Source organism: Pseudogulbenkiania ferrooxidans 2002, from assembly GCF_000174355.1.
GTDB classification, from domain to species: Bacteria; Pseudomonadota; Gammaproteobacteria; order Burkholderiales; family Chromobacteriaceae; genus Pseudogulbenkiania; species Pseudogulbenkiania ferrooxidans.
The window spans coordinates 143,302-169,976 of sequence record NZ_ACIS01000010.1 but is presented as its reverse complement, the minus strand read 5'-3'; the positions used below and the strand labels follow the sequence as shown (position 1 = coordinate 169,976).

Genomic DNA, 26,675 nt, shown 5'->3' with positions numbered 1-26,675 from the left:
ATCGTCGACGCCGCCAGCCGCGGCTGTGCACGATTGCAACGTCGAGCGCTTCAGCGCGCCGTTGCGACGATGCTGAACGACTGGCGTGCGCCGCGCCATGGCCGAGGCCGGCCCACACTACGTGCGCGAGCACCACTCGCTGGGGCGCGCCGCCGCGCTGCTGCGGGCGTACTGGCCGGGCCCGCCTGTCGTGGCATCGGCTATACCGGAAGAAGCCGTCCCGGCTGCTGCCAAGGTATCCCGCGATGAAGAAAAGCCGCATCCTGATCTATAGCCACGACTCGTTCGGGCTCGGTCACCTGCGCCGTTGCCGTGCCATCGCGCACGCCCTGGTCGAGCGCTACAAGTCGCTGACGGTGCTGATCCTGACCGGATCGCCGATCGCCGGCCACTTCAACTTCAAGGCGCGTGTCGACTTCGTGCGTATTCCCGGCGTGATCAAGCTCTACAACGGCGAGTACACCCCGCTCAAGCTGCACATCAGCCTGAAGGAGACGCTGGCGCTGCGCGAATCGATCATCCTGCACACCGCGCGCGTGTTCGAGCCGGACCTGTTCATCGTCGACAAGGAGCCGCTCGGGCTCAAGGGCGAGGTGGCCAGCACGCTCGACCTGCTCGCCACGCGCCGCACCCGCACCATCCTCGGCCTGCGCGACGTGATGGACGACGCCGACCGGCTGTCGCGCGAGTGGCAGGCCAAGAACGCGCTGCCGGCGCTGGAGAGCCTCTACGACGAGATCTGGGTGTACGGCAGCCGCAACATGGGCGACCCGCTCACCGGGCTGCCGATCACCCCCGCCATCCACGACAAGATGCTGTACACCGGCTACCTGCCGCGCCACCTGCCGGAGCATGAAAGCTCCGGCTTGCTGGAGGGGCTGCCCGAGCCCTACCTGCTGGTGACGCCGGGCGGCGGCGGCGACGGCGCCGAGATGGTGGACTGGGTGCTGCGCGCCTACGAGAGCGGCGCCGCGCTGCCGTGGCCGGCGCTGTTCATGCTGGGGCCGTTCATGTCGGCGCACGAGCAGGAGGCGTTCCGGCTGCGCGCCGCCCGGCTGCCCAACGTGCAGATCGCCACCTTCGACACCCAGTTCGAATCGCTGATGAACCAGGCGCGCGCGGTGGTGGCGATGGGCGGCTACAACACCTTCTGCGAGATTTTGTCGTTCAACAAGCCGGCCCTGCTGGTGCCCCGCACCGAGCCGCGCCTGGAGCAGCTGATCCGCGCGCGCAAGGCGACCGCGCTGGGGCTGACCACCATGCTCGACCCGGCGCAACTGGCCGACACCGCGCCGATGGTGGCGGCACTGCAGCGCCTGCCGGAGCAAGCGCCGCCGTCGGCCGCGGCACGGCGCAACATGCTGTGCGGGCTGCAGACCATCGGCAAGCGGGTGGGCGCCATCGTGCGGGAGCACGCCTCGTGAAGCTGCTGTTCTACGTCCAGAGCCTGCTCGGCATCGGCCACCTGCAGCGCGCCGCGCGGCTGGCGCGGGCGTGCCAGGCGCACGGCCTGGAGGTGCACATGCTGATGGGCGGCGAGGACAGCGCGCTGGTCGATTTCGGCGCCGCCCGGCGCATCGCGCTGCCGCCGCTGACCAGCGCCGACGCCCGCTTCACCACCCTGCTCGACCGCCACGGCCGGCCGCTCGACGCCGCGCTGGAGGCCGAGCGGCGCGACCGGGTGCTGGCGGCGCTGGAACAGGTGCGCCCGGCGCTGCTGCTGATAGAGAGCTACCCGTTCGGGCGACGCCGCCTGCGCTTCGAGCTCGACCCCCTGATCGAGGCGGCGCGCGCCATGACGCCGCGTCCGCTGGTCGTCTGCTCGGTGCGCGACGTGCTGCAGGGGCGTTCGCCCGAGCGCCAGACGGAGAGCGCCGCGCGGTTCCGGCGCGACTTCGACCACCTGCTGGTGCACGGCGACGCCGAGTTCCTGCCGCTGGCGGCGAGCTTTCCGGTGGCGCTGCTGCCGCCGGAGCGGGTGCACCACACCGGCTACGTCGGCGCCGCGCTGACGCCGTCGGACGACCCCGCGGCGGCCGGCGAGGTGCTGGTCTCGGCCGGCGGCGGCGCGGTCGGCGCCGAGCTGCTCGCCACCGCGCTGGCGGCCCGGCCGCTGACCCGGCTCGCGGCGCGGCGCTGGCGCCTGCTGTGCGGCCCGCGGCTGGAGGCGGCGCGGCGCCGGGCGCTGGAGCGCGACGCGCCGGACGGCGTGATCGTCGAGGACCTGCGCACCGACTTCGCGCCGCGCCTGGCGGTGGCGGCGCTGTCGATCTCGCAGGCCGGCTACAACACCGTGCTCGACCTGCTCGCCGCCGGCTGTCCGGCGGTGCTGGTGCCGTTCCAGGGCGAGGACCAGACCGAGCAGCGCCTGCGCGCCGAGGCGCTGGCCGCGCGCGGACGCGTCGCGCTGCTGGAGGAGAACGCGCTGACCCCGCTGGCGCTGGCGGCGGCGATCGAGCAGGCGCTGACCCTGCCGCCCACCCGCCTGCCACTCAGGCTGGACGGCGCCGAGCAGAGCGCGCGGCTGCTGCGGCGCTGGGCCGAGGAGGCCGGCCATGGCGGGTGACGATGGTTTTGCCGTGCTGCGTGCGGAACTCGACCGCTGGAGCGAGAGCGGCCGGACGGCCACCTTGTGGTGGCGCGACGACGACGCGGTGGCCGACAGCGCCGCGCTGCAACGGCTGCTGGACCTGGCCGATGCCCACGCCGTGCCGTTGTGGCTGGCGGTGATTCCGGCCGCGCTGGAGGACTCGCTGCCCGCCGCCCTCGCCGCCCGGCGCGCGCTCGGCGTGCTGCAGCACGGCATCGCCCACCTCGACCACGCCCTGCCGGGCGAGCGCAAGTGCGAGCTCGGCGCCGCCTGGCAGTGGGACGTGCTGCGCGCGGCGCTGCAGGGCGGGCGGGCGCGCCTGGCGGCGGCCTTCGGCCAACGTTTCCGCCCGGTGCTGGTGCCGCCCTGGAACCGCCTCCACCCCGGCTGGATTCCGCGCCTGCCCGAGGCGGGGCTGATCGGGCTCTCCACCCTCGGCCCGCGTCGGGTGCAGCCCGGTCTCGCCGTGGTCAACGTGCACGCCGACCTGATCGACTGGCGCAGCCGCCAGTACGCCGGCGACGCGGCGCTGGCGGCGGCGCTGGCGCGCCACCTCGCGGCGCGGCGCCGCGGCGAGGCCGACGCCCAGGAACCCAGCGGCATCATGAGCCACCACCGCGTGCACGACGCCGCCATCTGGGACGGTGCCGCGCGCCTGCTGGCGCTGCTGGCCGCCCACCCCGCCGCCGCCTGGCACGATCCGGCGACGTTGTGGCATGCCGCTGTGGCGGAGGGCGCGCCGCCATGCTGAACGAGCTCTTCAACAGCACCAACCAGATCGCCGACGTGCTGTGGATCATCCAGCAAATCCTCGGCCGCGCCGCCGGCGAGCTGCAACTGATCGCGCAGCAGATCGACCACGACATCACCGCCGCCGGCTGGGACCGTTTTGCCGGCATCACCGTGCTGGTGGTGGGGGTGGCGATGCTGGCCGAGTACCTGGCCGGGCGCCGCTTCCGCGCGCTGGCCAACGCCATCGGCCGCGAACAGGCCAGCGGGCTCGGCAGCCGCATCGGCTACCAGCTGCTGCGCACGCTGTTCCGGCTGCTGTGCGTCGGCATCTTCATGATCACCGCGCAGGGCATGCTGCTGCTGACCAGCAACACCAACGACGTGCGGCCGAAGCTGCTGTTCAGCCTGCTGCTGGCGACGGTGACCTTCCGCGCCGTGGGCGTGCTGTCGCAGGCGGTGTTCGCCCCCACCGCCAAGGGCATCCGCCCGCTGCCGATCGCCTGCGAGCAGGCCATCGGCTTCCACCGCGGCGTGATGACCTTCACCCTGCTCTACATCGTCGGCTTCCAGGGCACCGATTTCCTGGCCTGGCTCGGCATGGACGGCGAACTGGTGCGCCTGCTCAAGGTGCTCACCGGCCTCGCCCTCAACCTGTTCGCGCTGGGCTTCGTCTGGCTCCAGCGCGGCACCATCGAGCAGTTGTTCCAAAGCCGCGACCGCAACGGCGGGGAACACGGCCTGGCCATCATCCTGAGCCAGTCGTGGCCGCTGCTGGTGACGCTGTGGCTGCTGGCGATCTGGCTGCTGTGGAGCCACAGCCTGATCATCGGCAACCTGCAGCACGCCGCCAAGATGTCCTGGCCATGGTGGCTCACGCTGCTGTTCCCGATCATCGACCGGCTGTTCGCCGCCGCGCTCTACAAGCTGTGCCAGTTGCCCTGGCTGCAAAGCCATACCTTCGCCCAACGCTCGCGCCGCTTCCGCCGCATCATGCAGGGCGGGCTGAGGCTGATCATGCTCACCGTCGCGGTGCTGACCGTGGCCGACGTGCTGGGCTACGACGCCATGACCATGAGCGGCGACGGCCGCATCAGCCGCCTGCTCAAGTCGCTGCTCGACAGCATGGTGATCGTGCTCTTGGCCTATATGGTGTGGGAGGTGCTGTTGTCGCAGATCGAGCGCCAGCTGCCGCCGCCGGAGCAGGAGGTGCAGAGCACCCTGGCCGACGAGGGCGAGGGCGCCGCCGCCGGCAGCCGGCGCGAGACGCTGCTGCCGCCCTTGCGCACGCTGCTGTTCTTCTTGCTGCTGATCATCCTGACCCTGAGCCTGCTGCACGCGCTGGGGGTGGAGATCGGTCCGCTCCTGGCCGGCGCCGGGGTGATCGGCATCGCCATCGGCCTGGGGGCGCAGAAGCTGGTGCAGGACGTCATCTCCGGCATCTTCTTCCTGCTCGACGACGCCTTCCGCCGCGGCGAGTACATCGAGGCCGGCGACTTGCGCGGCACGGTGGAGCGGCTGTCGATCCGCTCGATGCAGCTCAGGCACCACCTGGGCGCGCTGCAGACCATCCCCTACAGCTCGATCCGCACCGTGCGCAACATGAGCCGCGACTGGGCGACCATGAAGCTGGAGATCCGCCTGCCCTACGACGTCGACCTGGAGACGGTGCGCAAGGTGATCAAGAGCGTCGGCGAGGAGATGCTGGCCGACCCCGAGCTCGGGCCGCACTTCATCCTGCCCCTGAAGTCGCAGGGGGTGATGCGCATCGAGGAGTCGGCGCTGATCGTGCGCATGAAGTTCACCACCCGCCCCGGCGAGCAGTGGGTGATCCGGCGCGAAGCCTACCGCCGCGTCAAGGAGGCGCTGGAGGCGCGCGGCATCCTGTTCGCCCACCGCGCGATCCACGTCATCCTGCCGGTACCGGCGCCGGCCAAGCCGCCCCCGCCCATGGCGCCGCTGGCGGGCTACGACGACACCCACGAGCTGACCGAGGAGGACAGCCAGCGCCTGGCGGCGATGGCCGGCGCCAGCGCCGGGGCGATCCTGGCCGCCGAACTGGAGCGGCAGAACCGCATCGACGACGAGGATTCGCCCTGACGCCCCGCGCCGGGCCTCCGCCGTTCGGCCTAGCCCCTCCCCCTCGTCGGGCGTATCGAAGGACCCGCCGCCGTCGCGCTACACTGCAGCTTCCCCCCTGCCCGTATTGGAATACCGCGTCATGACCCAGATCACCGATTTCGACTCGCTGCTGGCCGCCGCACGCCAGCAGCCCGACCCGCAACGCCTGCTGTTCGTGTTCGTGCGCTCGGTGCTGCACGACGACCACGCCCCGCACGAAGCCGAACGCTTTAACGCCGGCCAGGGCGGCATCCTGCAGCCGGTGCTGTGCGTCGACAAGACCCCGGCCGAACTCACCAACTTCGCCGCGCTCAAGGCGGAATCGGCGCGCACCGGCGAGGCCTGGCAGCTCATGTTCGTCGCCGCCATCGGCGGTGCCAACGGCCAGGTCCCCAGCAGCGACGACGCCGAAGAGCCGCTCAAGCGCATGATCCAGACCATCCAGACCGGCGGCGACGTGTCGCGCTACCTGGCGTTCGATCATCAGGGCGAGCCGGTGCGCTTCCTCTGAGCGCGTCGCCCTCCCCGCCGCCGCGCACGCGGCGGCGCTGAAAACAAAAAGGTTGGCCGAAGCCCCGCACACGGGCTTCGGCCAACCTTTTGGTCGATGAGCGCGGTGAGACGGTTCAGAACCTGGTTACGATCTCGCGAGCTAGAGCGAGACAAGGCAAAAACGGCTGAGGAAGCGGAGTTTACACGTGGTAAATGAGCATTCCGAAGACGTTTTTAACGCCGTATCGCCGACGCGCAGCAGATCGTAAACAGGTTCTCAGCCCGCCATCGCCGCCTCCACCTCGTCCGCCGTCTTCGGGATCGGCGTGCCCAGCACGCGGCAGCCCTGTTCCGTCACCAGCACGTCGTCCTCGATGCGGATGCCGCCGAAATCGCGGTAGTCGTCGAAGCGCGCGTAGTCGATCAGCCCAGCGTGGCGGCCCTCGGCCCGCCAGGCGTCGATCAGAGCCGGGATGAAGTAGATGCCCGGCTCCACCGTGATCACCATGCCGGCCTTGAGCGGCTTGCCCAGACGCAGGTAGCCGAGGCCGAACAGCGCGCTGCGCTGGGCCTCGCCGCCGTAGCCCACCAGGTCCTCGCCCAGCCCCTCCATGTCGTGCACGTCCATGCCGATCTGGTGCCCCAGGCCGTGCGGGAAGGCGATGGCGTAGGCGCCGGAGTCGACGATGGTGTCGGCGTCGCCGTGGAAGAAACCGAGCGCCGTCATCCTCTCCACCATCACCCGCGCCGCGCACTTGTGCACCTCGAGATAGGGTACGCCCGGGCGGATCGCCTCGAGCGCGGCCAGTTGCATCGCCAGCACCGTGTCGTACAGCGCGCGCTGACGCGGCGTGAAGCGTCCGCCCACCGGCAGCGTGCGGGTGATGTCGCTGGCGTAGCCGCTGGCACTCGCTGCGCCGCTGTCGTTCACCACCAGGTCGCCGGCCGCCAGCACCTGGTCGTGGTGATGGTTGTGCAGCACCTCGCCGCGGCGCGAGAAGATGCTGGGGTAGGCCAGCTGCCAGTCGTGGCGGCGCACGATGCCTTCCATCTCGCCCACCACCGCGCGCTCGGCCACGCCCGGCCGCGCCGCGCGCATCGCCGCCAGGTGCATCGCGTGCGTCACCGCGAGCGCCGCTTCCATCTCGGCGATTTCCTCGTCGCCCTTGATCTCGCGCAGCGCCACCACGGCGCGGGTCAGCGCGGCGGAGACGCCGGCGCCCAGCTCGTCCGGCGGCAGCGCCAGCAGCCGGCCCAGCTCGATCTGCGTCTCGCCGCGGTACGGCGCCAAGTAGTGCACGGTGCGGCCGGCGTCGCGCGCCGCGCGCACCAGCGCCGCCAGTTCGGCGTACGGCCGCGCCACGGCGACGCCAACGGAGGCGGCGCGCTCGGCCAGGCTGGGCTGCGGCCCGGTCCATACCACCTCGGCGACGTCGGGCTCGCGCCCGAACAGCGTCACCGCGCCGCTGTCGGCGTCGATCACGCCAGCCAGCCCGGGCTCGTTCAGGCCGAAGAAATAGCGGAAGGAGCTGTCCTGCACGAAGGGGTAGATGTTGTCGCGGTAGTTCATCGGTGCGTCGACGTTGCCCGGGAACAGCAACAGGCCGGACAGGCCCGCCGCCTGCAGGCGGGCACGGCGCTGCAGGTAGATGTCGGCAGAAAACATGGAGTCGATACCTTGTGGGTGACGGAACGGGGGCACTGGATTGTATACAGTCGTTCAACTGTACACGCGCCGCCGCCGCCCCGCCAGCGCCGGGCCTCTCACACGCGGTAGGCGCTGACCTCCTGGCGCATGCTCCCCGCCACCTCTTCCAGCCGCGCGGCCAGTGCGGCGGCCTGGCTGGCGGCGCAGCTGTTTTCCTCCGCACCTTGCGCCACCACTTCCACCTGCTGGGCGATGCTGTTGGTGGCCATGCCCTGCTCGCGGATGGCGTCGGAAATCTCCGTCACCAGGCGCGCGCTCTGGCTGGCGCCGTGATGCAGGCTGCTCATGCTCTGTTGCGCCGACTGCACGCCCTCCTGGCCCTGCTCCACCTGCTGCACGGTCTGCTGCATGCGCCCCACCACGCTGCCGGAGACCTGCTGGATGGCGGCGATGATGGCGCCGATCTCCTGGGTGGAGGCGGCGGTGCGCTCGGCTAGCTTGCGCACCTCATCCGCCACCACGGCGAAGCCCCGCCCCGACTCGCCGGCGCGCGCCGCCTCGATCGCGGCGTTGAGCGCCAGCAGATTGGTCTGCTCGGCCACGTCGCGGATCACGCTTACCACAGAGGCGATGTCCTGGCTGCGCGATTCGAGCTGGACGATGTCTTCCGAGGCGCCGCTCACGGTCGCGGCGATGGCCTGGATGTCGGCCACGGAACGCCCGATCACCTGCTGGCCGTTGCCGGCCTGCCCGGCGCTCTCGCCCGCCAGCTGCTGCGCCTCCTCGGCGCGGGTGGCGACATGGTTGATGCTGACCGTCATTTCTTCCACCGCGGCGGCCATCTGCGCCGACGAGGCGCTCTGCGTGTCCGAACTCTGGGCCACCTGGCGCGACGCCGCCTGCAGTTCCTGCGACGATTCCGCCACCGCCATCACGCCTTGCTGCAGCGTGCGCAGGCTGGACTGCAGCCGCTCCAGCAAGCGGTTGAAGGCCTGCGAGGCCTGGCCGATCTCGTCCCGCCCCGCAGCCGGGGCGCGCAGGGTGAAGTCGAGCCGGCTGCTGATGGTTTCCATCGTGCTCGCCAGGTCGCCGAGACCGCGCTTGATGTTGCGGCACAGCAAGCCGCCCCACACCAGCGCCAGCAGCGCGGACAGCGCCATCAGGCCGAAAGACAGCCACAACGACTGGGCGTAGGCACGGTCGTTGTCCTGCTTCATGGCGACGGCCATTCTGTTGTTGTAACCGATATGCTGCGTCCAGGAGGCGGCCAGTGCCGCGCCCTTGCCGCGGCCGGCGAAGGCGACCGCGGCGTTGGTGTCGCCGCTGCGCGACGCCCCCAGCGTATGGTCCATCTCCTGCTTGTAGGCCGCATACGTCGCCTTGTCCGCCGCCAGCGCGGCGCGGTCGTCGGCGTCGCTGACCAGCGACTCGTAGGCCGCGAGCTGCGTGTCGATGGCGCTGAAACTCTGCCGGATCTGGCTCTCGTACTCGGCCTTCTTCGCCGGGTCCGCGGTGGCGATGTGCTTCCACACCGCCACCCGGGCATTGGCCGTGGCATCCTTGGCGGCGACCAGGATCTTGACGCTGGGCATGATGTCCGTCGTGAACCCTTCGATACGGATTTGCGCCCGGGACAGCTGCCATACCGCCAGCCCTCCCGCCGCGATCACCAGCAGCACCCCGATCAGGAACGCCAGTATCAAACGCGTTGTGATTTTCATCATCCACCTCGGCTCACTGGAAAATCCTCGGGAAGAGCGGCGCAGCCCGTCCTTCCAAAACAAACGTTTGCATTCCACCCCGCCACGCCACCCGCCCGCATTTTGGTGCAAAACAGCAACAACTCCCGCCATGCCGCGGCACTGGCAATTTTCACACTCCAGCCATCGGGCCATAACGCCGTCATTCTGTTCATGACAAAAAGGGCAAGCGCTCTGCTCTGGCCGTGCGCGAATCTCATAGGTTGATTTTTTCTCACCGCCATCGATGCGTTTTCGGAATTCACTAATTAATCCTGCGGCTGATTTGTAATAGAAATCAAAAAGTACATAATTGACGCACAGCCGGCATAAAAAATACAGTCCTCAGGCATCCCATTTGAATAAACAAAAATTAATGAAAAGACAATTACCGTCTCTCAATGCCCTCAAAATCTTCGAGGCGGTGGGCCGCACCCTCAGCTTCACCCAAGCCGCGTCGGCGCTGGGCCTGACGCAAAGCGCGCTGTCCCGGCAAGTCAAGACACTGGAAACGGCGCTGGGCCAGAAACTGATCGACCGCAATCAGAAACGGATCGTGTTGACGCCGGCAGGACAGCAGTTGTTGGCCGCGGCGAGCCAGGCCTTCGATACGCTGGAAAAAGCCATCGGGCAGATCAACGAGGCCACGGCGCGACAGGTGCTGCATATTCGCTGCCCGGTCTTTTTTGCCAGCCAGTGGCTGATTCCGCGCCTGCGGGAGATCGAGTTCATCAGCGGAGCCGACAAGATCATCATCAGCTCGCCCGAGCGGCCGAATGACAGGGACATGCCGCCGGTGTCGTGCGAGGTGCGCTGGGGAGACGGTTCATGGCCGGGCTTCGACGGCGAACTGCTGCGCTCGGTGCGCCTGCAGGCGTTCTGCGCGCCGCCGGTGGCCGAACTGTTCGCCCACAGCGGCGACACCAGCCGCTTGCGCCTGCTGATCTTCCAGCAGCCCAACCAGCAGATCTGGCAGCACAGCTGGAACCGCTGGCTGGAGGCCAACCCGCTGCCGGGCAGCACCGAACGGCTGGTGTGCGACTCCCCGAAATCGACGCTGAGCGCGGCCTGCAAGGGCCTGGGACTGGCCCTGTGCGACCCGGTGATGCTGGAGAGCGAACTGGTTCTCGGGCAGCTGGTGCCGTTCAACGAGCATCAAGTCGGCTGTGCCCATTCCTATTGGATCAAGACGCCCGGCGCCGGCGACAGCCCCGCCAGCCAGCGGCTACACCAGTACCTGACGCAATACTTCGGCAATGCCGGCCGGCGTGACAGCGGCACCGCCACAGGTCGGCGGCATGCTCCAGGCGTCAGGCCGGAGCCAGGCGCCAACGCCAGCGCAGCAGGCCGCTGACCGCCCCACCCGCCAGCAAGGCCCACAACGGGGCGCCGAGCCCGGCGATGGTGACGCCGGAGGCCGCCACCACGAAGGTGAGCAGCGCCGCCTCGCGCTGGCGCTCGTCGCCCAGCGCGGTGGCGAGCGAGGAGGCCAGCGTGCCGAACAACGCCAGCCCGGCGGCGGCGGCCACCAGCGCCTTGGGCAGGGTCAGGATCAGCGCCGCCAGTGCGCCGCCGGCCAGCCCCAGCAGGATATACAACACCCCGCACACCACCCCGGCCATGTAGCGCCGCGCCGGGTCCGGGTGCGCCTCGGGCCCGGTGCAGATCGCCGCGGTGATCGCCGCCAGCACCACGCCGTGCCCGCCCAGGGGCGCGGTGACGATCGACATCAATCCAAGCGTGGTGACCGGCGAGCGCGCCGGGATGCGGTAGCCGGACGAGGCCAGCACCGCCATGCCCGGCAGGAACTGCCCGGTCAGCGCCACCAGCGCGAGCGGAATGGCGAGGTTGACGAAGGCCGTCCACGACCATGCCGGCAGGGTGAACTGCGGCCCGGCGCCGCCCTGCCACGCCGGCAGCGCGCCGAACAGGCCCTGCACGCCGGCGATGACGAATCCCAGAGCCAGCGCGAGCGGCAAGGCGTAGCGCGGGAACAGCCGCCGGCCGAGGAAGAACGCCGCCGCCATCGGCAGCACCAGCGCCGCGTCGTGGCTGGCCGCACCGGCCAGCTCGGCGACGAAGCGGAACAGGATACCGCCCAAGAGCGCCGCCGCCAGCGCCGGCGGGAACACCTTCATGATCCTGTCGAACACGCCCGACACGCCGATCGCGGTGACGATGACCGCCGCCGCCAGGAAGGCGCCCACCGCCTCGGGGTACGGCACTCCGGGCAGCGCCACCAGCAGCAGCGCCGCGCCCGGCGTCGACCAGGCGGTGATCACCGGCGCCTTCCAGCGCAGCGACAGCCACAAGCCGGCGACGCCGGAGCCGATCGACACCGCCCACACCCAGGAACCGAGCTGGGCGGCGCTCAGGCCCGCCGACTGCGCGGCGTGCACGATGATGAGAAAAGGGCCGGAATACCCCACCAGCAGTGCAAGCACCGCGGCGAGGACGGCCGAAGGCGACAGATCGCGCCAGGGGGAAAGCGTCATGGTCCTGCTCCTTGGAGCCGCTAACACAACCCACTTGGCATTGCTGTGCGCGTGCGGATCCATCGCTGGGCGCGCATTTGCCGTACTGGGTGTACGGGGGCAGCCGCGCGCCTGGCCAGGACCGCTGCACGGGGTTGGTTAACCGCTCAGATGTCATCGATGGCCCCAGCGTAGTCCCGCCGCGCGACGCCGCCTTCACACAGCGCGCCAAACAGCTTAGGCTGGGCGCAATCTGTTCTATATAACAAGACGATGAACGCCACTCCGCATTACCAGCGCATCGCCGCCGAGCTGCAGGCCCGCCTCGACGCCGGCGAATTCGTCCCCGGCAGCCGGCTGCCGGCGGTGCGCCGCCTGGCCGAACACTACGGCGTCAACACCCTGACTGCGCTCGCCGCCTACCGCCTGCTGGAGCAGCGCCAGAGCGTGGTGGCGCGCCCGCGCGCCGGCTTCTACGCCGCGCTGCCGCGCCGCGCGGCCCACCCCGAGCAGAGCGCACCGCTGCCGGCGCCGGCGGCGCTGGTGCAGGTCGACAGCCGCGTCTCGCACCTGCTGCGCCTGTCCGGCTCGCGCCTCGCGCTGCAACTGCACATGGCCGAGGCCGCCACCGCGCTCTACCCCACCGCCGAGCTGGCGCGCCGCCTGCAGCACACCTTGCTGCGCCAGCCGGAGCTGATCGGCGCCTATCTGGCGGAGTCGGAACAGACCCGGCTCAAGCGCGAGATCGCCCGCCTCGCCGCCGGCGCCGAGCTCGATCTCACCCCCGGCGACATCCTGATGACCCAGGGCATCACCGAGGCCATCAGCCTGGCGCTGCGCCTGCTCACCCGCCCCGGCGACACCGTGGCGGTGGAAACCCCGGTCTACTTCGGCCTGCTGCAGACGCTGGAAAGCCTGGGCCTGAAGGCGCTGGAGATTCCCTGCACGCCGGACGCCGGGCTGTCGCTGGAGGCGCTGGAGTTCGCGCTGCGCCACGGCCCGGCGGTGCGGTGCCTGGTCACCGTGCCGCACTTCCAGAACCCCACCGGGGCGCTGATGCCGGACGACAACAAGAAGCGCCTGCTGCAGCTGGCGCGCCGGCACGGCGTGACGATCATCGAGGACGACGTGTTCGGCGACCTCTACTTCGGCCCCCGCCGCCCCACCCCGCTCAAGGCCTGGGACCGCGACGGCGAGGTGATCTACTGCGCCTCGTTCACCAAGAGCTTCGCGCCGTCGTTCCGCCTGGGCTGGCTCGCCGGCGGGCGCCACCACGCGGCGCTGGCACGCTTGCGCGAAAGCAGCTCGCTGGTGAGTTCGTCGCTGCTGCAGGTGGTGCTGGCCGACATGCTCGCGGCGGGCGATTACGCACGCACCAGCCAGCGCCTGCGCCAGCAGCTGGCGCAGCAGATGCAGGCCACCGCCGACGCGGTGCTGGCGGCGTTCCCGCACGGCACGCGCGTGCGCCGGCCGCAGGGCGGGCTGCTGCTGTGGGTGGAGTGCCCGGAGGGCGTTGACACCACGCAGCTGCTGGAAGCCGCGCTGGCGCAGTCGATCAGCTTCGCCCCCGGCCTGCTGTTCTCGGCCGAGCCGCGCTTCCGCCACTGCCTGCGCCTCAACTTCGGCCAACCCTGGAGCGGGCAACTGGCCGACGCCATCACCCTGCTCGGCCGCCTGGCCACCGCGCAGCTGGCCGGACAGGATTGAGAACCTGTTCACGATCTGTCGCGAGCGGCCCTCAGCGGGGTGAAGAGCAGCGCAGGAACCGGAATGTACTGGAATACATGAGGACTCCCGATCGCTGAGCCAATCTCTGCGTGCCAATCTCTCGCTGAGCCAATCGAAGATTGGCACGCAGTGATTGGCTCAGTGATAGATGGGCACGCAGTGCACATGAGCCCCGATCAGGGATGCGCAGCAAGATCGTGAACGGGTTCTGAGGAAACGACCATGGACCACATCGACACCCTGGTGATCGGCGCCGGCGTCATCGGCCTGGCGGTGGCACGCGCGCTGGCCCTGCAAGGACATGAAGTCATCGTCGCCGAAGCCGAAGCCGCCTTCGGCCACCACACCTCGAGCCGCAACAGCGAGGTGATCCACGCCGGGCTCTACTACCCGACCGGCTCGCTCAAGGCGCGGCTGTGCCTGGCCGGGCGCGCATCGCTGTACCGCTACTGCGCCGCGCGCGCGGTGCCGCACCGCCGCCTCGGCAAGCTGCTGGTCGCCACCCAGGCCGGCGACGCGCCGCGGCTGACGCACATCGCCCAACGCGCCGCCGCCAACGGCGTGAGCGACCTGCGCTGGCTGGAACAGGCCGAGCTCGCCGACCTGGAGCCGGCGCTCGCCGGCCACACCGCACTGTTGTCGCCCGCCACCGGCATCGTCGACAGCCACGCCCTGATGCTGGCGCTGCTGGCCGACGCCGAAGCCGCCGGCGCGCTCTTGGCGCTGGCCTCGCCGGTGGTCGGCGGGCGCATCGAGCCGGACGGCCTGGTGCTCACCATCGGCAGCGACACCCCGTACTACCTGCACGCGCGCCGCGTGGTCAACGCCGCCGGGCTGTGGGCGCAGCGCGTCGCGGCGGCCATCGACGGCCTGCCGGCGGACTCCATTCCCCCGCTGCATTACGCGCGCGGCGTGTACTTCACGCTGAGCGGACGCGCGCCGTTCTCGCACCTGATCTACCCGCTGCCGGTGGCGGGCGGACTGGGCACCCACCTCACGCTCGACCTCGCCGGCCAGGCGCGCTTCGGCCCGGACGTGGAATGGGTGGACGCGGTGGACTACCGCGTCGACCCGGCGCGCGCGGGCTGCTTCTACCAGAGCATCCGCCAGTGGTGGCCGGCGCTGCCGGACGGCGCGCTGCAGCCGGGTTACGCCGGCATCCGCCCCAAGCTCGCCGCGCCGGGCGAGGCCGACGCCGATTTCGTGATACAGGACGAGCGCCAACACGGCGTGCCGGGGCTGATCAACCTCTACGGCATCGAATCGCCGGGGCTGACCAGCTGCCTCGCGCTGGCCGACGAGGTGGCGCGGCGGCTGGCGCCAGGCGCCGTGTAACAATTGAAACACATCGCCACGCGCTTTCTGTTATGAACCAGTGCATCCTCTGTGAGGATCGACAGAGCTCGGCATCTACAATCGAACTCGGAGCCAGGACAAAACCGACTCGTCCCTATCCCCGTTGGCCTGTACCGTTTGGACAGGGTAGGGCAAGGTTTTAAGCCGCCGCCTGTTTGAGCGATTTGACGTTAGCAAATCGCGAGTTCGGCGGCGCCTTGCCCTACCTTGGTCAAGCGGGAATTCACGGGCCGTCGGGGTCGCCTGGGGTTGCAAGGGGGCTGGCGACGCAGCCCCCTTGCCTGCCGGCGGTCAGCACCGCTTGAAATGTCGTCCGCGCAGCGGACACAAAAGCCCGACTCAATAAGAAACGGGATGCCAAACATCGTGAACAACACGATGAATAAGGAGGAGACCCCCGCATGGACGACAAGCACCGCATCCTGATCGTCGACGACGAGACCGAGGTGCGCGACTGGCTCGGCGCGCTGCTGGAGGACGGCGGCTTCGCCCCGCACGGCGTGGCCGACGGCGCGGCGATGCGCCAGGCCCTGGCCGCACAGCGCTTCGCGCTGGTGATCCTCGACCTCAGACTCAAGGGCGAGGACGGCCTGATGCTGGCGCGCGAGCTGCGCGGCCAGTCCGCCGTGCCGATCATCATGATGAGCGGCAAGGGCGACGAGACCGACCGCGTACTGGGGCTGGAACTGGCCGCCGACGACTACCTGACCAAGCCGTTCTCCGGGCGCGAACTGCTGGCGCGCGTGCGCGCCGCGCTGCGCCGCACCACCGAGCTGTCGATCCCGCTGCAGCGCCACCCGGGCGAGGCGCACGAGTGCTACGCCTTCAACGGCTGGCTGCTCGACCTGACCGCGCGCGAGCTGCGCCAGCCGGACGGCACGCCGTGCGCGCTGACGCAAGGCGAGTTCTCGCTCTTGGCCACGCTGGTGCGCCACCCGCAGCGGGTGTGGAGCCGCGAGCAGCTGCTGGAGCAGACGCGCGGCCTCGACACCGAGGTGTACGACCGCACCATCGACGTGCTGATCCTGCGCCTCAGGCGCAAGATCGAGCCCAACCCGCGCCACCCCGAACTGATCTGCACCGAGCGCGGCCTGGGCTACCAGTTCCGCGCCGCGGTCAGCCGCCCTTGAGGTCCGCCGTGCCGTCCCCCTCGCGCCTGTTGTGCTCCGCCTGGTCGCAGCCGATCCGCACCCGGCTGCAGGCGGCGTTCGCGGCGATGTTCGTGCTGATGCTGGCGGTGACTCTGGTCGGCGTCAGCGGCATGCGCACCACGCTCGGCACCCTCACCGGCTTTCGCGAGGAGGTGATGCCGGAGCTGGCGCGCGTGCTGGAGCTGGCGGAAAAAGTGTCGCAGGTGGCCGCCATCGCCCCCAACCTGGCCGACAATTACGCCCCCGACACCCTGCCCGACGACGTGCAGCGGCTGCAGGCGCTGATGGGCGACATCCAGCGCCTGTCGCTGGCGCTGCCGCCGCAGGCCGACCGCCGCCTCGCGGTCAGCAGCATGCTGGACGGCGCCGGACGCGACCTCGAGCAACTGCTGCTGTTGTCCGGCGACAAGCGCCACCACCAGCAGGCGCTCGACGCCTACCGCCTGCGCCTCGATCACCTGCTCGAGCAGCTCGGCCACGGCGGCGTGGTGCGCCGCGCGCCGACCCTGCTGCCGTTGTGGCACACACTGCAGGCGGTGCCGCTGGCGCGCGACCGCGCCGCGCTGGGCGCGCTGGAAGCCGACGCCGAAGCGCTGCTGCTGGCGATGCAGCGGCGCGGCGAGACGCGCTACCTGCCGCCCTGGCTCCACACCGAGCTGGACGTGATCTGCTGCACGCCGCAGAACCTGTTCGAGCAGCGCCGCCAGGTGCTCGCCACCGACGAGCGCATAGCGCTGCTGCTGCAGCTCTACCGCAGCAACGCGGTGCAGCTCAGCCAGCGCACCGCCGCCTACGTGCAGGAACTGCGCGCGCTGGCCGACAATCGCAGCCGCCGCGTGCAGGTCACCATCCGCTCCGGCATCAGCGGACTCACCGTGCTGGCGGCGGTCGGCGTGCTGGTGGCGCTGTTGGCGGCGGGCTACGTGCGGCGCGTGGCGCGGCAGATGCAGTCGATCTCGCGCGTGATGAGCCGGCTCGCCGCCGGCGACACCGCGCAGGCCACCCCCGCCACCGAACGCGCCGACGAGATCGGCGAGCTGGCGCGGGCGTTCCAGGTGTTCCGCGACAACCTCCTGGAAAAGCAGCGCCTGGCGCAGGGCCTGGAGGCGCAGCGCCGGCTGCTGCAGACGGTGTTCGCCAGCATGAACGACGGCCTCTCGGTGTACGACGCCGACGGCGCGCTGATGGTGTGGAACCCGCAGTTCCCGGCCCTGCTCGGCATCGACCCGGCGCGGCTCAGCAGCGGCCTGCCCTACCCCGCGCTGCGCACGGCGATGCCCGCCGGCACGCGCTGGCAGGCGGTGGCGGCCGATACCGCGGCGCACACCGCCGACGGTCGCGAGCGCATCGCCAGCGCCGCCGAGCTGCACCTGCCTGACGGCCGGGTGCTGGAATTCCGCAGCCGCGCCATGCCGGAGGGCGGCTGGGTGGCGGTGTGCCGCGACGTCTCGGCGCGCCGCGTCGCCGAGGCGCAGTTGCAGCAGATGCAGAAGATGGAGGTGCTGGGCCAGCTCACCGGCGGCGTGGCGCACGACTTCAACAACTTCCTGGTGGCGATCCTCGGCAACCTCGAGCTGCTGGAGCAGCGTGACGACCTGCCCGACGACGCGCGCCGCCGCCTGGAACGCGCCCACGGCGCCGCCAACAAGGCGGCGGCGCTGACGCGCCGGCTGCTGGCCTTCGCCCGGCGCCAGCCGCTCACGCCGGAGATCGTCGACCTCGACGACATGCTGCAGGAAATGCTCGACCTGATCGAATACAGCGTCGGCGAGGGCATCGCCGTCACGGTGCAGGCCGAACCCGGGCTGCGTGTCTGCGTCGACCGCGGCCAGCTGGAAAACGCCGTGCTCAACCTGGCGCTCAACGCGGCGCAGGCGATGCCGGACGGCGGCCGGCTCGACCTCGTCGCGCGCCGCGACGACGGCGCCACGCCGCTGTCCGGCCCGGCGCTGTGCCTCTCCGTGCGCGACACCGGGCGCGGCATCCCGCCCGAGGTGCTGCCGCACGTGCTGGAACCGTTCTTCACCACCAAGGAACAGGGCAAGGGCAGCGGGCTCGGGCTGTCCATCGTGTACGGCTTCCTGCGCCAGAGCGGCGGCGACGTCGGCATCGACAGCACCCCGGGCCAGGGCACCACGATCTCGCTGTGGCTGCCGCCCGCCGCGCCGCACTGCCCCCTGGAGCGCGGCCCCGCCGTGCTGCCCACCACGCTGCCGCCACGGAGCGTGCTGCTGGTGGACGACGACGCCGACGTGCGCGACACCGCCGTGGCGCTGCTGCAACAACTGGGCGCCACGGTGCACGCGGTGGCCGGCGAGGCGGCGGCGCTGGACTGGCTCGCCGCCGGCGGCGCGGCCGAGCTGGTGCTGTCGGACGTGATGCTGGGCGAGGGCGGCGACGGCGTGCGCCTGTACCGCCGCCTGCAGCAGGCGCATCCCGGCCTGGCGGTGGTGCTGACCTCCGGCCTGCCGCCGGAATACCACGCCCGGCGCAGCGACTGGCCGGCCGGCGCGCCGTTCCTGGCCAAGCCCTACACCCTGCCGGAACTGGCACGGCTGTTGGCCCGGGACGCCGGCTAAGCCGCCAAGGTTGGCCGAAGCCCGGCACCACCGGCCATTGTTGCAATTGTTAACGCCACCCCGCAGAAGATGAAATTTGCCATTAACGCCGCCGCGTTTAGATGGGTACAGGACACCGTGACGCCAGCGCCGCCACACACCGGCCGGCCCCACGATACCGACCACACAACGAGGAGAGACCCGTCATGAAAATCGCGTTGATGAGCGCCGCCGCCGTGCTGGCGCTGGCCGGCACCGCCGAAGCCGCCACCCTGCGTCTCGAATGCGGCGCGCCGGGACCGGGCCAGAATGTCTGCATGGACTCGGCCAAGGAATGGGCCAAGAAAACGGGCAACGAAGTGCAGTTCGTGGCGACGCCGAACGACTCGAACGAGCAACTGGCGCTGTTGCAGCAACTGCTCGGCAGCGGTTCGGACAAGATCGACGTGCTGCAGATCGACGTGGTCTGGCCCGGCATCCTGGCCAACCAGCTGCTGGACCTGAAGCCCTACAGCAAGGGGGCGGAAAAGCAGCACTTCGCCAGCATCGTCGCCAACAACACCGTGGCGGGCAAGCTGGTCGCCATGCCCTGGTACATCGACACCGGCATGATGTACTACCGCAAGGACCTGCTCGACAAATACCACCTGAAAGCGCCGACCACCTGGGACGAGATGACCGCGGTGGCCAAGAAGATCCAGGGCGCGGAGCGCGCCGCCGGCAACGACAAGCTGTGGGGCTACGTCTGGCAAGGGCGTGCCTACGAGGGGCTGACCTGCAATGCGCTCGAGTGGGTGTCGAGCTTCAACGGCGGCACCGTCGTCGACGCCAAGGGCAAAGTGACCATCAGCAACCCGAACGCCGCCAAGGCGCTCGACACCGCCGCCAAGTGGGTGGGCACCATTTCGCCCAAGGCGGTGCTGAATTTTGCCGAAGAAGAGGCACGCGGCGTCTTCCAGTCCGGCAACGCGGTGTTCATGCGCAACTGGCCGTACGCCTGGTCGGTGATGAACCAGGACGGCAGCGCGGTCAAGGGCAAGGTCGGCGTGATGATGCTGCCCAAGGGCGGCAACGCCGGCCGCCATGCCGCCACGCTGGGCGGCTGGCAACTGGCGGTGTCGCGCTACTCGAAGAACCCCAAGCTGGCCGCCGACCTGCTGCTGTACCTGACCAGCGCAGAAGCGCAGAAGTACCGCGCCATCACGGGCTCGTTCAACCCCACCATTCCGGCCCTGTACAAGGACCCCGACATCATCAAGGCCAGTCCGTTCATGGCCGAGCTCTACCCCACCTTTGCCAGCGCCGTGCCGCGCCCCTCCACCGTGACCACCAGCAAGTACAACCAGGTGAGCAACCAGTTCTGGAACGCCGCCCACGACGTGCTGTCGGGCAACGCCAAGTCGGCCGACGCGCTGGCGCAGCTGGACGGCACGCTCAAGCGGCTGGCTCCGGCAGGCTTCGTCGCCGCCAAGTAATTCTCCCCCTTCGCCCGCGTACATCGCTCTCCGCACAGCGGGGCGCGGGCCTTTTCTTGTTCCAAAAAGCATGAGGAACGAAAACGCGAAGGCAAGTTGAGCGGGGCCGCAGACAGTACACACGGTACGGCCAGGCTCGCTGAGCGAATCTCTGCATGCAAATCTTTGATTTGCCCAACGATAGATTCGCACGCAGTCCGCACAACGCATGCCGACAAAGTTAGCGTTTCTCAGGCGCATTGGAATCACCCTGGAGAGTCTCCCATGACGAGTCAAACCCTGACCTCGGCGGCCCCCGTGCGTCCGTCGTCCGCCGAGTCCTCGCTGCAGCGCTCGCGCCAGCGCACGGCCTGGCTGCTGGTGGCGCCGGCGCTGGTGGTGCTGCTGGCCATCGCCGGCTGGCCGCTGCTGCGCACCATCTGGTTCAGCCTGACCAATGCGCAGCTGGGCGACCTGACGCAGCTGCAGTTCGTCGGGCTGGACAACTATATCGGCGAGAACGGCGTGCTGCGCGATGCCGCCTGGTGGAGCGCGGTGGCCAACACGCTGCGCTTCTCCGTGATATCGGTCACGCTGGAAACCCTGCTCGGGCTGGGCGTGGCGCTGCTGCTCAACACGCCGTCGCGCGTACGCACCCTGCTGCGCGCCGCCGTCTTGGTGCCCTGGGCGATCCCGACCATCGTGTCGGCCAAGATGTGGAGCTGGATGCTCAACGACCAGTACGGCGTGATCAACGTGCTGCTGCAAAGCCTCGGCCTGATCGACCATCCGCTGGCCTTCATCGCCGATCCGGACCTGACGTTTTTCACCATCATCCTGGTCGACGTGTGGAAGACCACGCCCTTCATGGCGCTGCTGATGCTGGCCGCGCTGCAGATGGTGCCCTCCGACTGCTACGAGGCCGCGCGCGTCGACGGCGTGCCGCGGCTGCGCGTGTTCAGCCACATCACGCTGCCCCTGATCCTGCCGGCCGTGCTGGTGGCCATGGTGTTCCGCGCGCTCGATGCGCTGCGCGTGTTCGACCTGATCTACGTGATGACCTCGAACAGCCGCCTGACCAAGAGCATGTCGGTGTACGTGCGCGAACAGCTGGTGGACTTCCAGCAGGTCGGCTTCGGCTCGGCCTCGGCCACCGTGCTGTTCTTGGTGATCGTGCTGTTCACCGCCGGCTACATGGCCTTCACCCGCCGCCGCATGCAAGGAGTATGAAATGAAAAAGCATCCGGTAGAGACCCTGCTGTATTACGTCGCGGTGGCGCTGGTGATGGTGATCAGCCTGTTCCCGTTCTTCTACACCATCAGCTCGTCGCTCAAGCGCGGCAACGAGCTGTTCTCGACCTCGCTGTGGCCGGCGCACCCGTCGTTCAGCAACTACGCCAGCCTGTTCCGGGACCAGCCGTTCGGCGCCTACCTGCTCAACTCGGTGCTGGTATCGGGCGGCGCGGTGCTGCTGTCGCTCGGCGTCTCGGTGCTGGCCGCGTACGCGCTCGGCCGGGTGTCGTTTCGCGGCCGCGGCGTGCTGATGATGACCATCCTCGGCGTGTCGATGTTTCCGCAGGTGGCCATCCTGTCTGGCCTGTTCGAACTGGTGCGCGCGCTCGGCCTGTACGACCGCCTGGGCGCGCTGGTGCTGACCGACCTGATCTTCACGCTGCCGTTCACCATCTGGGTGCTGGTCACCTTCATGCGCGAGCTGCCCAAGGAGCTGGAAGAGGCGGCGCTGATGGACGGGGTCGGCGTGTTCACGCTGATCTTCCGCATCTTCCTGCCGCTGTTGTTGCCGGCCCTGGCCGCCACCTCGCTGCTGGCGTTCATCGGCGCCTGGAACGAGTTCCTGTTCGCGCTCACCTTCACCATCTCGCCCGAGCAGCGCACCGTGCCGGTGGCCATCTCGATGATCTCGGGCGGCAGCAGCTTCGAACTACCGTGGGGCACCATCATGGCCGCCTCGGTGATCGTGACCGTTCCACTGATCCTGCTGGTACTGCTGTGCCAGCGCCAGATCGTCTCCGGCCTCACCGCCGGCGCAGTCAAGGGGTAAGACATCATGCAAAAGCACAATCCGAACTGGTGGCGCGGCGCCGTCATCTATCAGGTTTATCCGCGCAGTTTTCAGGACAGCAACGGCGACGGCATCGGCGATCTGCCGGGCATCACCCGCCGTCTGCCGCACATCGCCGGCCTGGGCGCCGAAGCGATCTGGATCTCGCCGTTCTTCAAGAGCCCAATGGCCGACTTCGGCTACGACGTGGCCGACTACTGCGACGTCGACCCGATGTTCGGCACCCTGGCCGACTTCGACGCGTTGGTGGCCCGTGCCCACGAACTGGGCCTCAAGGTGCTGATCGACCTGGTGCTGAGCCACACCTCGGACCAGCACCCGTGGTTCGTCGAGAGCCGCGCCAACCGCGACAACGCGCGCGCCGACTGGTACGTGTGGGCCGACCCGCAACCGGATGGCACGCCGCCCAACAACTGGCTGAGCGTGTTCGGCGGCTCGTCCTGGCAGTGGGACACCCGGCGCGAGCAGTACTACCTGCACAACTTCCTGGCCAGCCAGCCCGACCTCAACTTCCACAACCCCGCGGTGCAGGACGCGCTGCTCGGCGTGGCGCGCTTCTGGCTGGAGCGCGGCGTGGACGGCTTCCGCCTCGACGCGATCAACTTCGGCACCCACGACGCGCAGCTGCGCAACAACCCGCCGCGTCCGGCCGAGATGGACAGCCCGGGTGCGCCGCGCAGCAACCCCTACACCCACCAGCGCCACCTCTACGACAAGACCCAGCCGGAGAACCTGCTGTTCCTGGCGCGGCTGCGCCAGCTGATCGACCAGTACCCGGGCGCGGTCACCGTCGGCGAGATCGGCGACGACCTGCAATACCCGACGCTGGCCGCCTACACCCGCGGCGACGAGCACCTGCACATGGCGTACGTGTTCACGCTGCTCACCGAGCACTGCGCCGCGCCGTACCTGCACGGCGTGCTGGCCGACTACCTGCGCGAAGCCGGCGACGCGTACGCCTGCTGGTCGCTCGGCAACCACGACGTGCCGCGCATCGTCAGCCGCTGGCAGGCGCTGGGTGGCAGTCCCGAGGCGCGCGCCAAGCTGCTGCTGGCGTTCCTGCTGGCGCTGCCCGGCGCGCTGTGCTTGTACCAGGGCGAGGAACTGGCGCTGGCCGAGGCCGAGGTGCCGTTCGAGCTGCTGCAGGACCCGTACGGCAAGACCATGTGGCCCGAGTACAAGGGACGCGACGGCTGCCGCACCCCGATGGTGTGGGACAGCAGCGCCCAGGGCGGTTTCAGCAACGGCACGCCGTGGCTGCCGGTGTCGCCGCAGCACCTCGAACGCACGGTGGCCCATCAAGAAGCCCGTGCTGACTCGACGCTGGCGTTTTACCGTCATCTGATCGAATGGCGCCGCGCGTATCCGGCGCTGCGGCTTGGCAGCATGACGCTGCTGGCGCCGCATGAGCAGGTTCTGGCCTTGGTGCGCGAACTCGACGGCGACCGCATCCAGTGCGTGTTCAACCTGTCTGACCGCCCCGCCACGCTGCCGCTGGCCGGCCACGCCCAGTTGCTCGCTGGCAACGGCTTCGACGCCGACCTCGCGGGCACGGAATTGACCTTGCCGCCGCTTTCCGCCGCCTTCCTCCGTCTCTCTGCAGGAGAAGCATGATGTGCCAGATTCGTCTCGATAATGTCCAGAAGCGCTTCGGCGACAACCCCATCCTGTCCGACATCCAGCTGACCGTGGAAGCCGGCGAGTTCTGCGTCTTCATCGGCCCCTCCGGCTGCGGCAAGTCCACCCTGCTGCGCCTGATCGCCGGGCTGGAAGACACCAGCGCCGGCAACATCCACATCGACGGCGTGCGCGTCAACGACCTGGCGCCGGCCAAGCGCGACGTCGCCATGGTGTTCCAGAGCTACGCGCTGTACCCGCACATGACGGTGTACGACAACATGGCCTTCGGCCTGCGCCATCTCAAGCTCGGCCAGGCAGAGATCGACCGCCGCGTGCGCGCCGCCGCCGAATCGCTGCACCTGGCCGCGCTGCTCGAGCGCAAGCCGGGCGCGCTGTCCGGCGGCCAGCGCCAGCGCGTGGCGATCGGCCGCGCCATCGTGCGCCAGCCCAAGGTGTTCCTGTTCGACGAGCCGCTCTCCAACCTCGACGCCTCGCTGCGCGTCAAGACACGCGTCGAGATCGCCCGCCTGCACCGCTCCCTGGGCCGCGCCAGCATGATCTACGTCACGCACGACCAGACCGAAGCGATGACGCTGGCCGACAAGATCGTGCTGCTCAAGCCCCTGGCGGGACAGGACGGCGTACCCAGCATCGCCCAGGTCGGCCATCCGCTCGAGCTCTACCACCATCCGCGCAACCGCTTCGTCGCCAGCTTCATCGGCTCGCCGTCGATGAACTTCATCGACGCCACGCTGCAACACGCCGGCGCCGATGGTCTCGCCTGCAGCGCCGGCGGCATCACCCTGCCCGCCGCCGCCGACGCCCGCACGCTCCCGGCCGGCAGCAGCGTGACGCTGGGCATCCGCCCCGAGCACATCGCCGTCGGCCAAGGCCCGCTCAAGGGCCGCGTCATCCACCTCGAGCACCTGGGCGAACACAGCTACGCCTACCTGGAGACCCCGCTCGGCGCCACGCCGCTGATCGCCAAGCTGAGCGAGCAGCAGGCCGCCATCGGCGACACGCTGCCGTTCGCACTGCCGGCACCGCACCTGCACGTGTTCGACGCCGAGGGCGACGCGCTGCCGCGGCTGAGCCGGCACGACGTGACGCCGGCCGCCCTGGCCACCCACTGAGGGCCGCTAACAGACCCCTCTTGGCATCATTGCACCGGGTTTTGTTAGCCACTCCGAATCACCACAAGCAAAAAAACGGCGGCACCCCCTTGCCCATTGCACGGCAAGGAAGGCCGACCGCCGTCTATCACCAGCAGAGAGGGAATGGAGACATGAAACTGAACTACCTGATCGTGGCACTGGCCGGTCTGTCCGCCACCGCGTACGCCGACGTCAGCCTCATCGGCAAAATGGAAGGCGGCCTGCAACGCAAGAGCAACGTCGACGGCACCCATGTCAACGGCGTCAAGGACTTCGGCTCGGAAATCGACTTCGTCGGCAGCGAGGACCTGGGCGACGGCATGAAGGCGATCTGGCAGATGAACAACAACGTGCACCTGGACGGCGGCCAGTCCGGCGACACCTTCGCCTCCGGCGATACCTTCGTCGGCCTCTCCGGCGCGTTCGGCGCGGTCAAGCTCGGCCACGGCGTCAACGCCTACGGCGACAACTACTACGGCGCCAACTTCTACGACGTCGGCGACCACGGCGCGGACCGCGGCATCGGCGGCGTGCTGGGGCTGGGCGACGCCGGCGGCCAGAAGGGCGCGATCAAGTACGAAACGCCGAAGTTCGGCCACTTCAACGCCGCGGCCAGCTGGGCGGCCGGCGAAAAAGGCAACGGCAGCGCGGCCGGCAACGCCTGGGCGCTCGGGGGCAACTTCGAAGGCGCCAACTACGGCCTGCACGCCGGCTACAGCCGCCAGGACCTGGTCAACGGCGCGGCCGGGGCCTACAGCGCCGTCGGCCACGCCACCGACTGGGTGATGTCCGGCAAGCTGACCCCGTTCTACGGGCTGACCATGGGCCTGGAGTACAACCACGCCACGCTGTCGGCCACCGCCGGCGCCCTGACCGGCACGTCCCTGGTGGTGCCGGCCGATCCGGCCGCCATGAAGAGCGTGGCACTGCACGCCGAGTACAAGCCGGACCGGTTTGCGCTGCGCCTCTCGCTCACCCACACCGACAATTACAAGTACGTTTCCGACCAGAAGCGCAACGAGTTCGTACTGGGCACCAGCTACAACCTGTCCAAGCGCACCGCGCTGCTCGCCGAGTACCTGCACAGCAAGGTCAGTACCGACGAGCGCGCCAGCAGCGAACTGGTGATCGGGCTGCACACCGAGTTCTGAGTTCCGAACACGCGCTCACCTCGGCCGCAGGCTCCTGCGGCCTCCTTCCCGGCCGCCCTCTGCGGCCGTTTTCCCCTCTCCGTGACACCCGCCGGCTGGCGCGACAACATGAGAGGCCTCCTTCACAATCTCTCCCTGATTTGGCAGAAAATCGGGTCAATAATGAGAATGGCTCTCGGGGCACCGGATGGTCGACACCGTCCGCCACTCGTGGCGTCACGGCGTGTCTTGCGCCCGATGGCCGTCACAACAACAAGGAGTCCGATCATGATCAGGTATGTATCCGCCGCCCTCGTCTCCGCCGCCCTGCTCGCCGGGCCGGCACTGGCCGCCAGCCCGGCCCAGCCGCAGCAAGAACAGGGCAAGCCCGCCACCAGCCTGCAACAGGCTACCGAGATCTACATTTCGACCAAGCTGGATTGCGACAACATGAGTCAATACCGCAAGGACCTGTGCCTGCGCGATGCCGAGGAAAAATACCAGCAAGCCAAACAAGCCGGCTAAACGCCGCTTGCCCGTGACGAGCGCCGTGGCGCTGCGCCGGCGTCCTGCGCCGATGGAATAGCTGCCCGCACGGCGCCCGGCCATCCCCCGCAACGCCACGCCCCGCCTCTAGCCAGGCCCTGC

At 69.4% G+C, this 26,675-nt stretch carries 20 protein-coding genes; 17 read left to right on the top strand and 3 right to left on the bottom strand.

The genetic code is table 11. From position 1 onward, the window contains the following. Nucleotides 1–245: 245 nt before the first annotated feature. The 5 genes from FURADRAFT_RS17375 to FURADRAFT_RS17355 all read left to right on the top strand — a co-directional run bounded on the left by FURADRAFT_RS17375 (nucleotide 246) and on the right by FURADRAFT_RS17355 (nucleotide 5,951). On the top strand, nucleotides 246–1,424 hold the full coding sequence (locus FURADRAFT_RS17375; protein ID WP_008955482.1) for a glycosyltransferase family protein: 1,179 nt from the start codon (nucleotides 246–248) through the stop codon (nucleotides 1,422–1,424). Then, a complete protein-coding gene (locus tag FURADRAFT_RS17370; protein WP_008955481.1) occupies nucleotides 1,421–2,566 on the top strand; it encodes a glycosyltransferase family protein in 1,146 nt (381 codons plus the stop codon). The genes FURADRAFT_RS17375 and FURADRAFT_RS17370 overlap by 4 nt, the downstream gene beginning before the upstream one ends. Next, nucleotides 2,556–3,341 (top strand): polysaccharide deacetylase family protein, encoded by a 786-nt coding sequence (locus FURADRAFT_RS17365; RefSeq protein ID WP_008955480.1) that lies wholly within the window; start codon nucleotides 2,556–2,558, stop codon nucleotides 3,339–3,341. The genes FURADRAFT_RS17370 and FURADRAFT_RS17365 overlap by 11 nt, the downstream gene beginning before the upstream one ends. Beyond that, the gene (locus FURADRAFT_RS17360; protein ID WP_008955479.1) at nucleotides 3,335–5,419 is read left to right on the top strand and encodes a mechanosensitive ion channel family protein; all 2,085 of its coding nucleotides are present in this window, start codon (nucleotides 3,335–3,337) and stop codon (nucleotides 5,417–5,419) included. Before FURADRAFT_RS17365 ends, FURADRAFT_RS17360 begins: the two co-directional genes overlap by 7 nt. A 121-nt stretch (nucleotides 5,420–5,540) precedes the next feature. Beyond that, complete coding sequence (locus tag FURADRAFT_RS17355; protein ID WP_008955478.1) at nucleotides 5,541–5,951, top strand: hypothetical protein; 411 nt, start codon at nucleotides 5,541–5,543, stop codon at nucleotides 5,949–5,951. A 258-nt stretch (nucleotides 5,952–6,209) separates the two neighbouring features. Here the strand turns inward: FURADRAFT_RS17355 and FURADRAFT_RS17350 are convergent, their stop codons facing one another. After that, nucleotides 6,210–7,598 carry an aminopeptidase P family protein gene (locus FURADRAFT_RS17350; protein WP_008955477.1) on the bottom strand — a complete coding sequence of 463 codons (1,389 nt, stop codon included), beginning with the start codon at nucleotides 7,596–7,598 and terminating at the stop codon, nucleotides 6,210–6,212. Between the two features lie 98 nt (nucleotides 7,599–7,696). Further along, nucleotides 7,697–9,304 (bottom strand): methyl-accepting chemotaxis protein, encoded by a 1,608-nt coding sequence (locus FURADRAFT_RS17345; protein ID WP_050773245.1) that lies wholly within the window; start codon nucleotides 9,302–9,304, stop codon nucleotides 7,697–7,699. Nucleotides 9,305–9,695: 391 nt separating this feature from the next. Between FURADRAFT_RS17345 and FURADRAFT_RS17340 the strand changes: the two genes are divergently transcribed. After that, entirely contained in the window at nucleotides 9,696–10,673 is a 978-nt protein-coding gene (locus tag FURADRAFT_RS17340; protein ID WP_008955475.1) for a LysR family transcriptional regulator, read from the top strand. Here the strand turns inward: FURADRAFT_RS17340 and FURADRAFT_RS17335 are convergent. Next, nucleotides 10,630–11,814: a benzoate/H(+) symporter BenE family transporter gene (locus FURADRAFT_RS17335; RefSeq protein ID WP_008955474.1), complete on the bottom strand. Its 1,185-nt coding sequence runs from the start codon at nucleotides 11,812–11,814 to the stop codon at nucleotides 10,630–10,632. The genes FURADRAFT_RS17340 and FURADRAFT_RS17335 overlap by 44 nt on opposite strands. A 252-nt stretch (nucleotides 11,815–12,066) precedes the next feature. Here FURADRAFT_RS17335 and FURADRAFT_RS17330 point away from each other — a divergent pair, with 252 nt between their 5' ends. The 11 genes from FURADRAFT_RS17330 to FURADRAFT_RS17280 all read left to right on the top strand — a co-directional run bounded on the left by FURADRAFT_RS17330 (nucleotide 12,067) and on the right by FURADRAFT_RS17280 (nucleotide 26,552). Then, entirely contained in the window at nucleotides 12,067–13,500 is a 1,434-nt protein-coding gene (locus tag FURADRAFT_RS17330) for an aminotransferase-like domain-containing protein (RefSeq protein WP_008955473.1), read from the top strand. A gap of 243 nt (nucleotides 13,501–13,743) precedes the next feature. Further along, nucleotides 13,744–14,856: an NAD(P)/FAD-dependent oxidoreductase gene (locus FURADRAFT_RS17325; protein WP_008955472.1), complete on the top strand. Its 1,113-nt coding sequence runs from the start codon at nucleotides 13,744–13,746 to the stop codon at nucleotides 14,854–14,856. Between the two features lie 422 nt (nucleotides 14,857–15,278). Further along, on the top strand, nucleotides 15,279–16,007 hold the full coding sequence (locus FURADRAFT_RS17320; protein ID WP_008955471.1) for a response regulator: 729 nt from the start codon (nucleotides 15,279–15,281) through the stop codon (nucleotides 16,005–16,007). An 8-nt stretch (nucleotides 16,008–16,015) separates the two neighbouring features. Beyond that, nucleotides 16,016–18,607, top strand: a complete 2,592-nt coding sequence (locus FURADRAFT_RS17315) for a hybrid sensor histidine kinase/response regulator (RefSeq protein WP_008955470.1) — start codon at nucleotides 16,016–16,018, stop codon at nucleotides 18,605–18,607. Nucleotides 18,608–18,792: 185 nt separating this feature from the next. Beyond that, entirely contained in the window at nucleotides 18,793–20,061 is a 1,269-nt protein-coding gene (locus tag FURADRAFT_RS17310) for an ABC transporter substrate-binding protein (protein ID WP_008955469.1), read from the top strand. A 264-nt stretch (nucleotides 20,062–20,325) separates the two neighbouring features. Beyond that, nucleotides 20,326–21,270 (top strand): carbohydrate ABC transporter permease, encoded by a 945-nt coding sequence (locus FURADRAFT_RS17305; protein ID WP_008955468.1) that lies wholly within the window; start codon nucleotides 20,326–20,328, stop codon nucleotides 21,268–21,270. 1 nt (nucleotide 21,271) lies between these two features. Continuing rightward, the gene (locus FURADRAFT_RS17300; RefSeq protein WP_008955467.1) at nucleotides 21,272–22,102 is read left to right on the top strand and encodes a carbohydrate ABC transporter permease; all 831 of its coding nucleotides are present in this window, start codon (nucleotides 21,272–21,274) and stop codon (nucleotides 22,100–22,102) included. Between the two features lie 6 nt (nucleotides 22,103–22,108). After that, entirely contained in the window at nucleotides 22,109–23,737 is a 1,629-nt protein-coding gene (locus tag FURADRAFT_RS17295; protein WP_008955466.1) for an alpha-glucosidase family protein, read from the top strand. After that, complete coding sequence (locus FURADRAFT_RS17290; protein WP_008955465.1) at nucleotides 23,737–24,876, top strand: ABC transporter ATP-binding protein; 1,140 nt, start codon at nucleotides 23,737–23,739, stop codon at nucleotides 24,874–24,876. Before FURADRAFT_RS17295 ends, FURADRAFT_RS17290 begins: the two co-directional genes overlap by 1 nt. Nucleotides 24,877–25,028: 152 nt before the next feature. Then, on the top strand, nucleotides 25,029–26,048 hold the full coding sequence (locus FURADRAFT_RS17285; RefSeq protein WP_008955464.1) for a porin: 1,020 nt from the start codon (nucleotides 25,029–25,031) through the stop codon (nucleotides 26,046–26,048). 267 nt (nucleotides 26,049–26,315) lie between these two features. Further along, nucleotides 26,316–26,552, top strand: a complete 237-nt coding sequence (locus tag FURADRAFT_RS17280; protein WP_008955462.1) for a hypothetical protein — start codon at nucleotides 26,316–26,318, stop codon at nucleotides 26,550–26,552. Nucleotides 26,553–26,675 lie beyond the last annotated feature (123 nt).

Excerpts from the sequence above, each read along its gene's own strand:
- FURADRAFT_RS17300 (WP_008955467.1), top strand. The coding sequence starts at position 21,272 with ATGAAAAAGCATCCGGTAGAGACCCTGCTGTATTACGTCGCGGTGGCG.
- FURADRAFT_RS17280 (WP_008955462.1), top strand. The coding sequence starts at position 26,316 with ATGATCAGGTATGTATCCGCCGCCCTCGTCTCCGCCGCCCTGCTCGCC.
- FURADRAFT_RS17335 (WP_008955474.1), bottom strand. The coding sequence starts at position 11,814 with ATGACGCTTTCCCCCTGGCGCGATCTGTCGCCTTCGGCCGTCCTCGCC.
- FURADRAFT_RS17285 (WP_008955464.1), top strand. The coding sequence starts at position 25,029 with ATGAAACTGAACTACCTGATCGTGGCACTGGCCGGTCTGTCCGCCACC.
- FURADRAFT_RS17325 (WP_008955472.1), top strand. The coding sequence starts at position 13,744 with ATGGACCACATCGACACCCTGGTGATCGGCGCCGGCGTCATCGGCCTG.
- FURADRAFT_RS17355 (WP_008955478.1), top strand. The coding sequence starts at position 5,541 with ATGACCCAGATCACCGATTTCGACTCGCTGCTGGCCGCCGCACGCCAG.
- FURADRAFT_RS17290 (WP_008955465.1), top strand. The coding sequence starts at position 23,737 with ATGTGCCAGATTCGTCTCGATAATGTCCAGAAGCGCTTCGGCGACAAC.
- FURADRAFT_RS17305 (WP_008955468.1), top strand. The coding sequence starts at position 20,326 with ATGACGAGTCAAACCCTGACCTCGGCGGCCCCCGTGCGTCCGTCGTCC.
- FURADRAFT_RS17345 (WP_050773245.1), bottom strand. The coding sequence starts at position 9,304 with ATGATGAAAATCACAACGCGTTTGATACTGGCGTTCCTGATCGGGGTG.
- FURADRAFT_RS17365 (WP_008955480.1), top strand. The coding sequence starts at position 2,556 with ATGGCGGGTGACGATGGTTTTGCCGTGCTGCGTGCGGAACTCGACCGC.
- FURADRAFT_RS17340 (WP_008955475.1), top strand. The coding sequence starts at position 9,696 with ATGAAAAGACAATTACCGTCTCTCAATGCCCTCAAAATCTTCGAGGCG.
- FURADRAFT_RS17330 (WP_008955473.1), top strand. The coding sequence starts at position 12,067 with ATGAACGCCACTCCGCATTACCAGCGCATCGCCGCCGAGCTGCAGGCC.
- FURADRAFT_RS17350 (WP_008955477.1), bottom strand. The coding sequence starts at position 7,598 with ATGTTTTCTGCCGACATCTACCTGCAGCGCCGTGCCCGCCTGCAGGCG.
- FURADRAFT_RS17295 (WP_008955466.1), top strand. The coding sequence starts at position 22,109 with ATGCAAAAGCACAATCCGAACTGGTGGCGCGGCGCCGTCATCTATCAG.
- FURADRAFT_RS17310 (WP_008955469.1), top strand. The coding sequence starts at position 18,793 with ATGAAAATCGCGTTGATGAGCGCCGCCGCCGTGCTGGCGCTGGCCGGC.
- FURADRAFT_RS17360 (WP_008955479.1), top strand. The coding sequence starts at position 3,335 with ATGCTGAACGAGCTCTTCAACAGCACCAACCAGATCGCCGACGTGCTG.
- FURADRAFT_RS17320 (WP_008955471.1), top strand. The coding sequence starts at position 15,279 with ATGGACGACAAGCACCGCATCCTGATCGTCGACGACGAGACCGAGGTG.
- FURADRAFT_RS17375 (WP_008955482.1), top strand. The coding sequence starts at position 246 with ATGAAGAAAAGCCGCATCCTGATCTATAGCCACGACTCGTTCGGGCTC.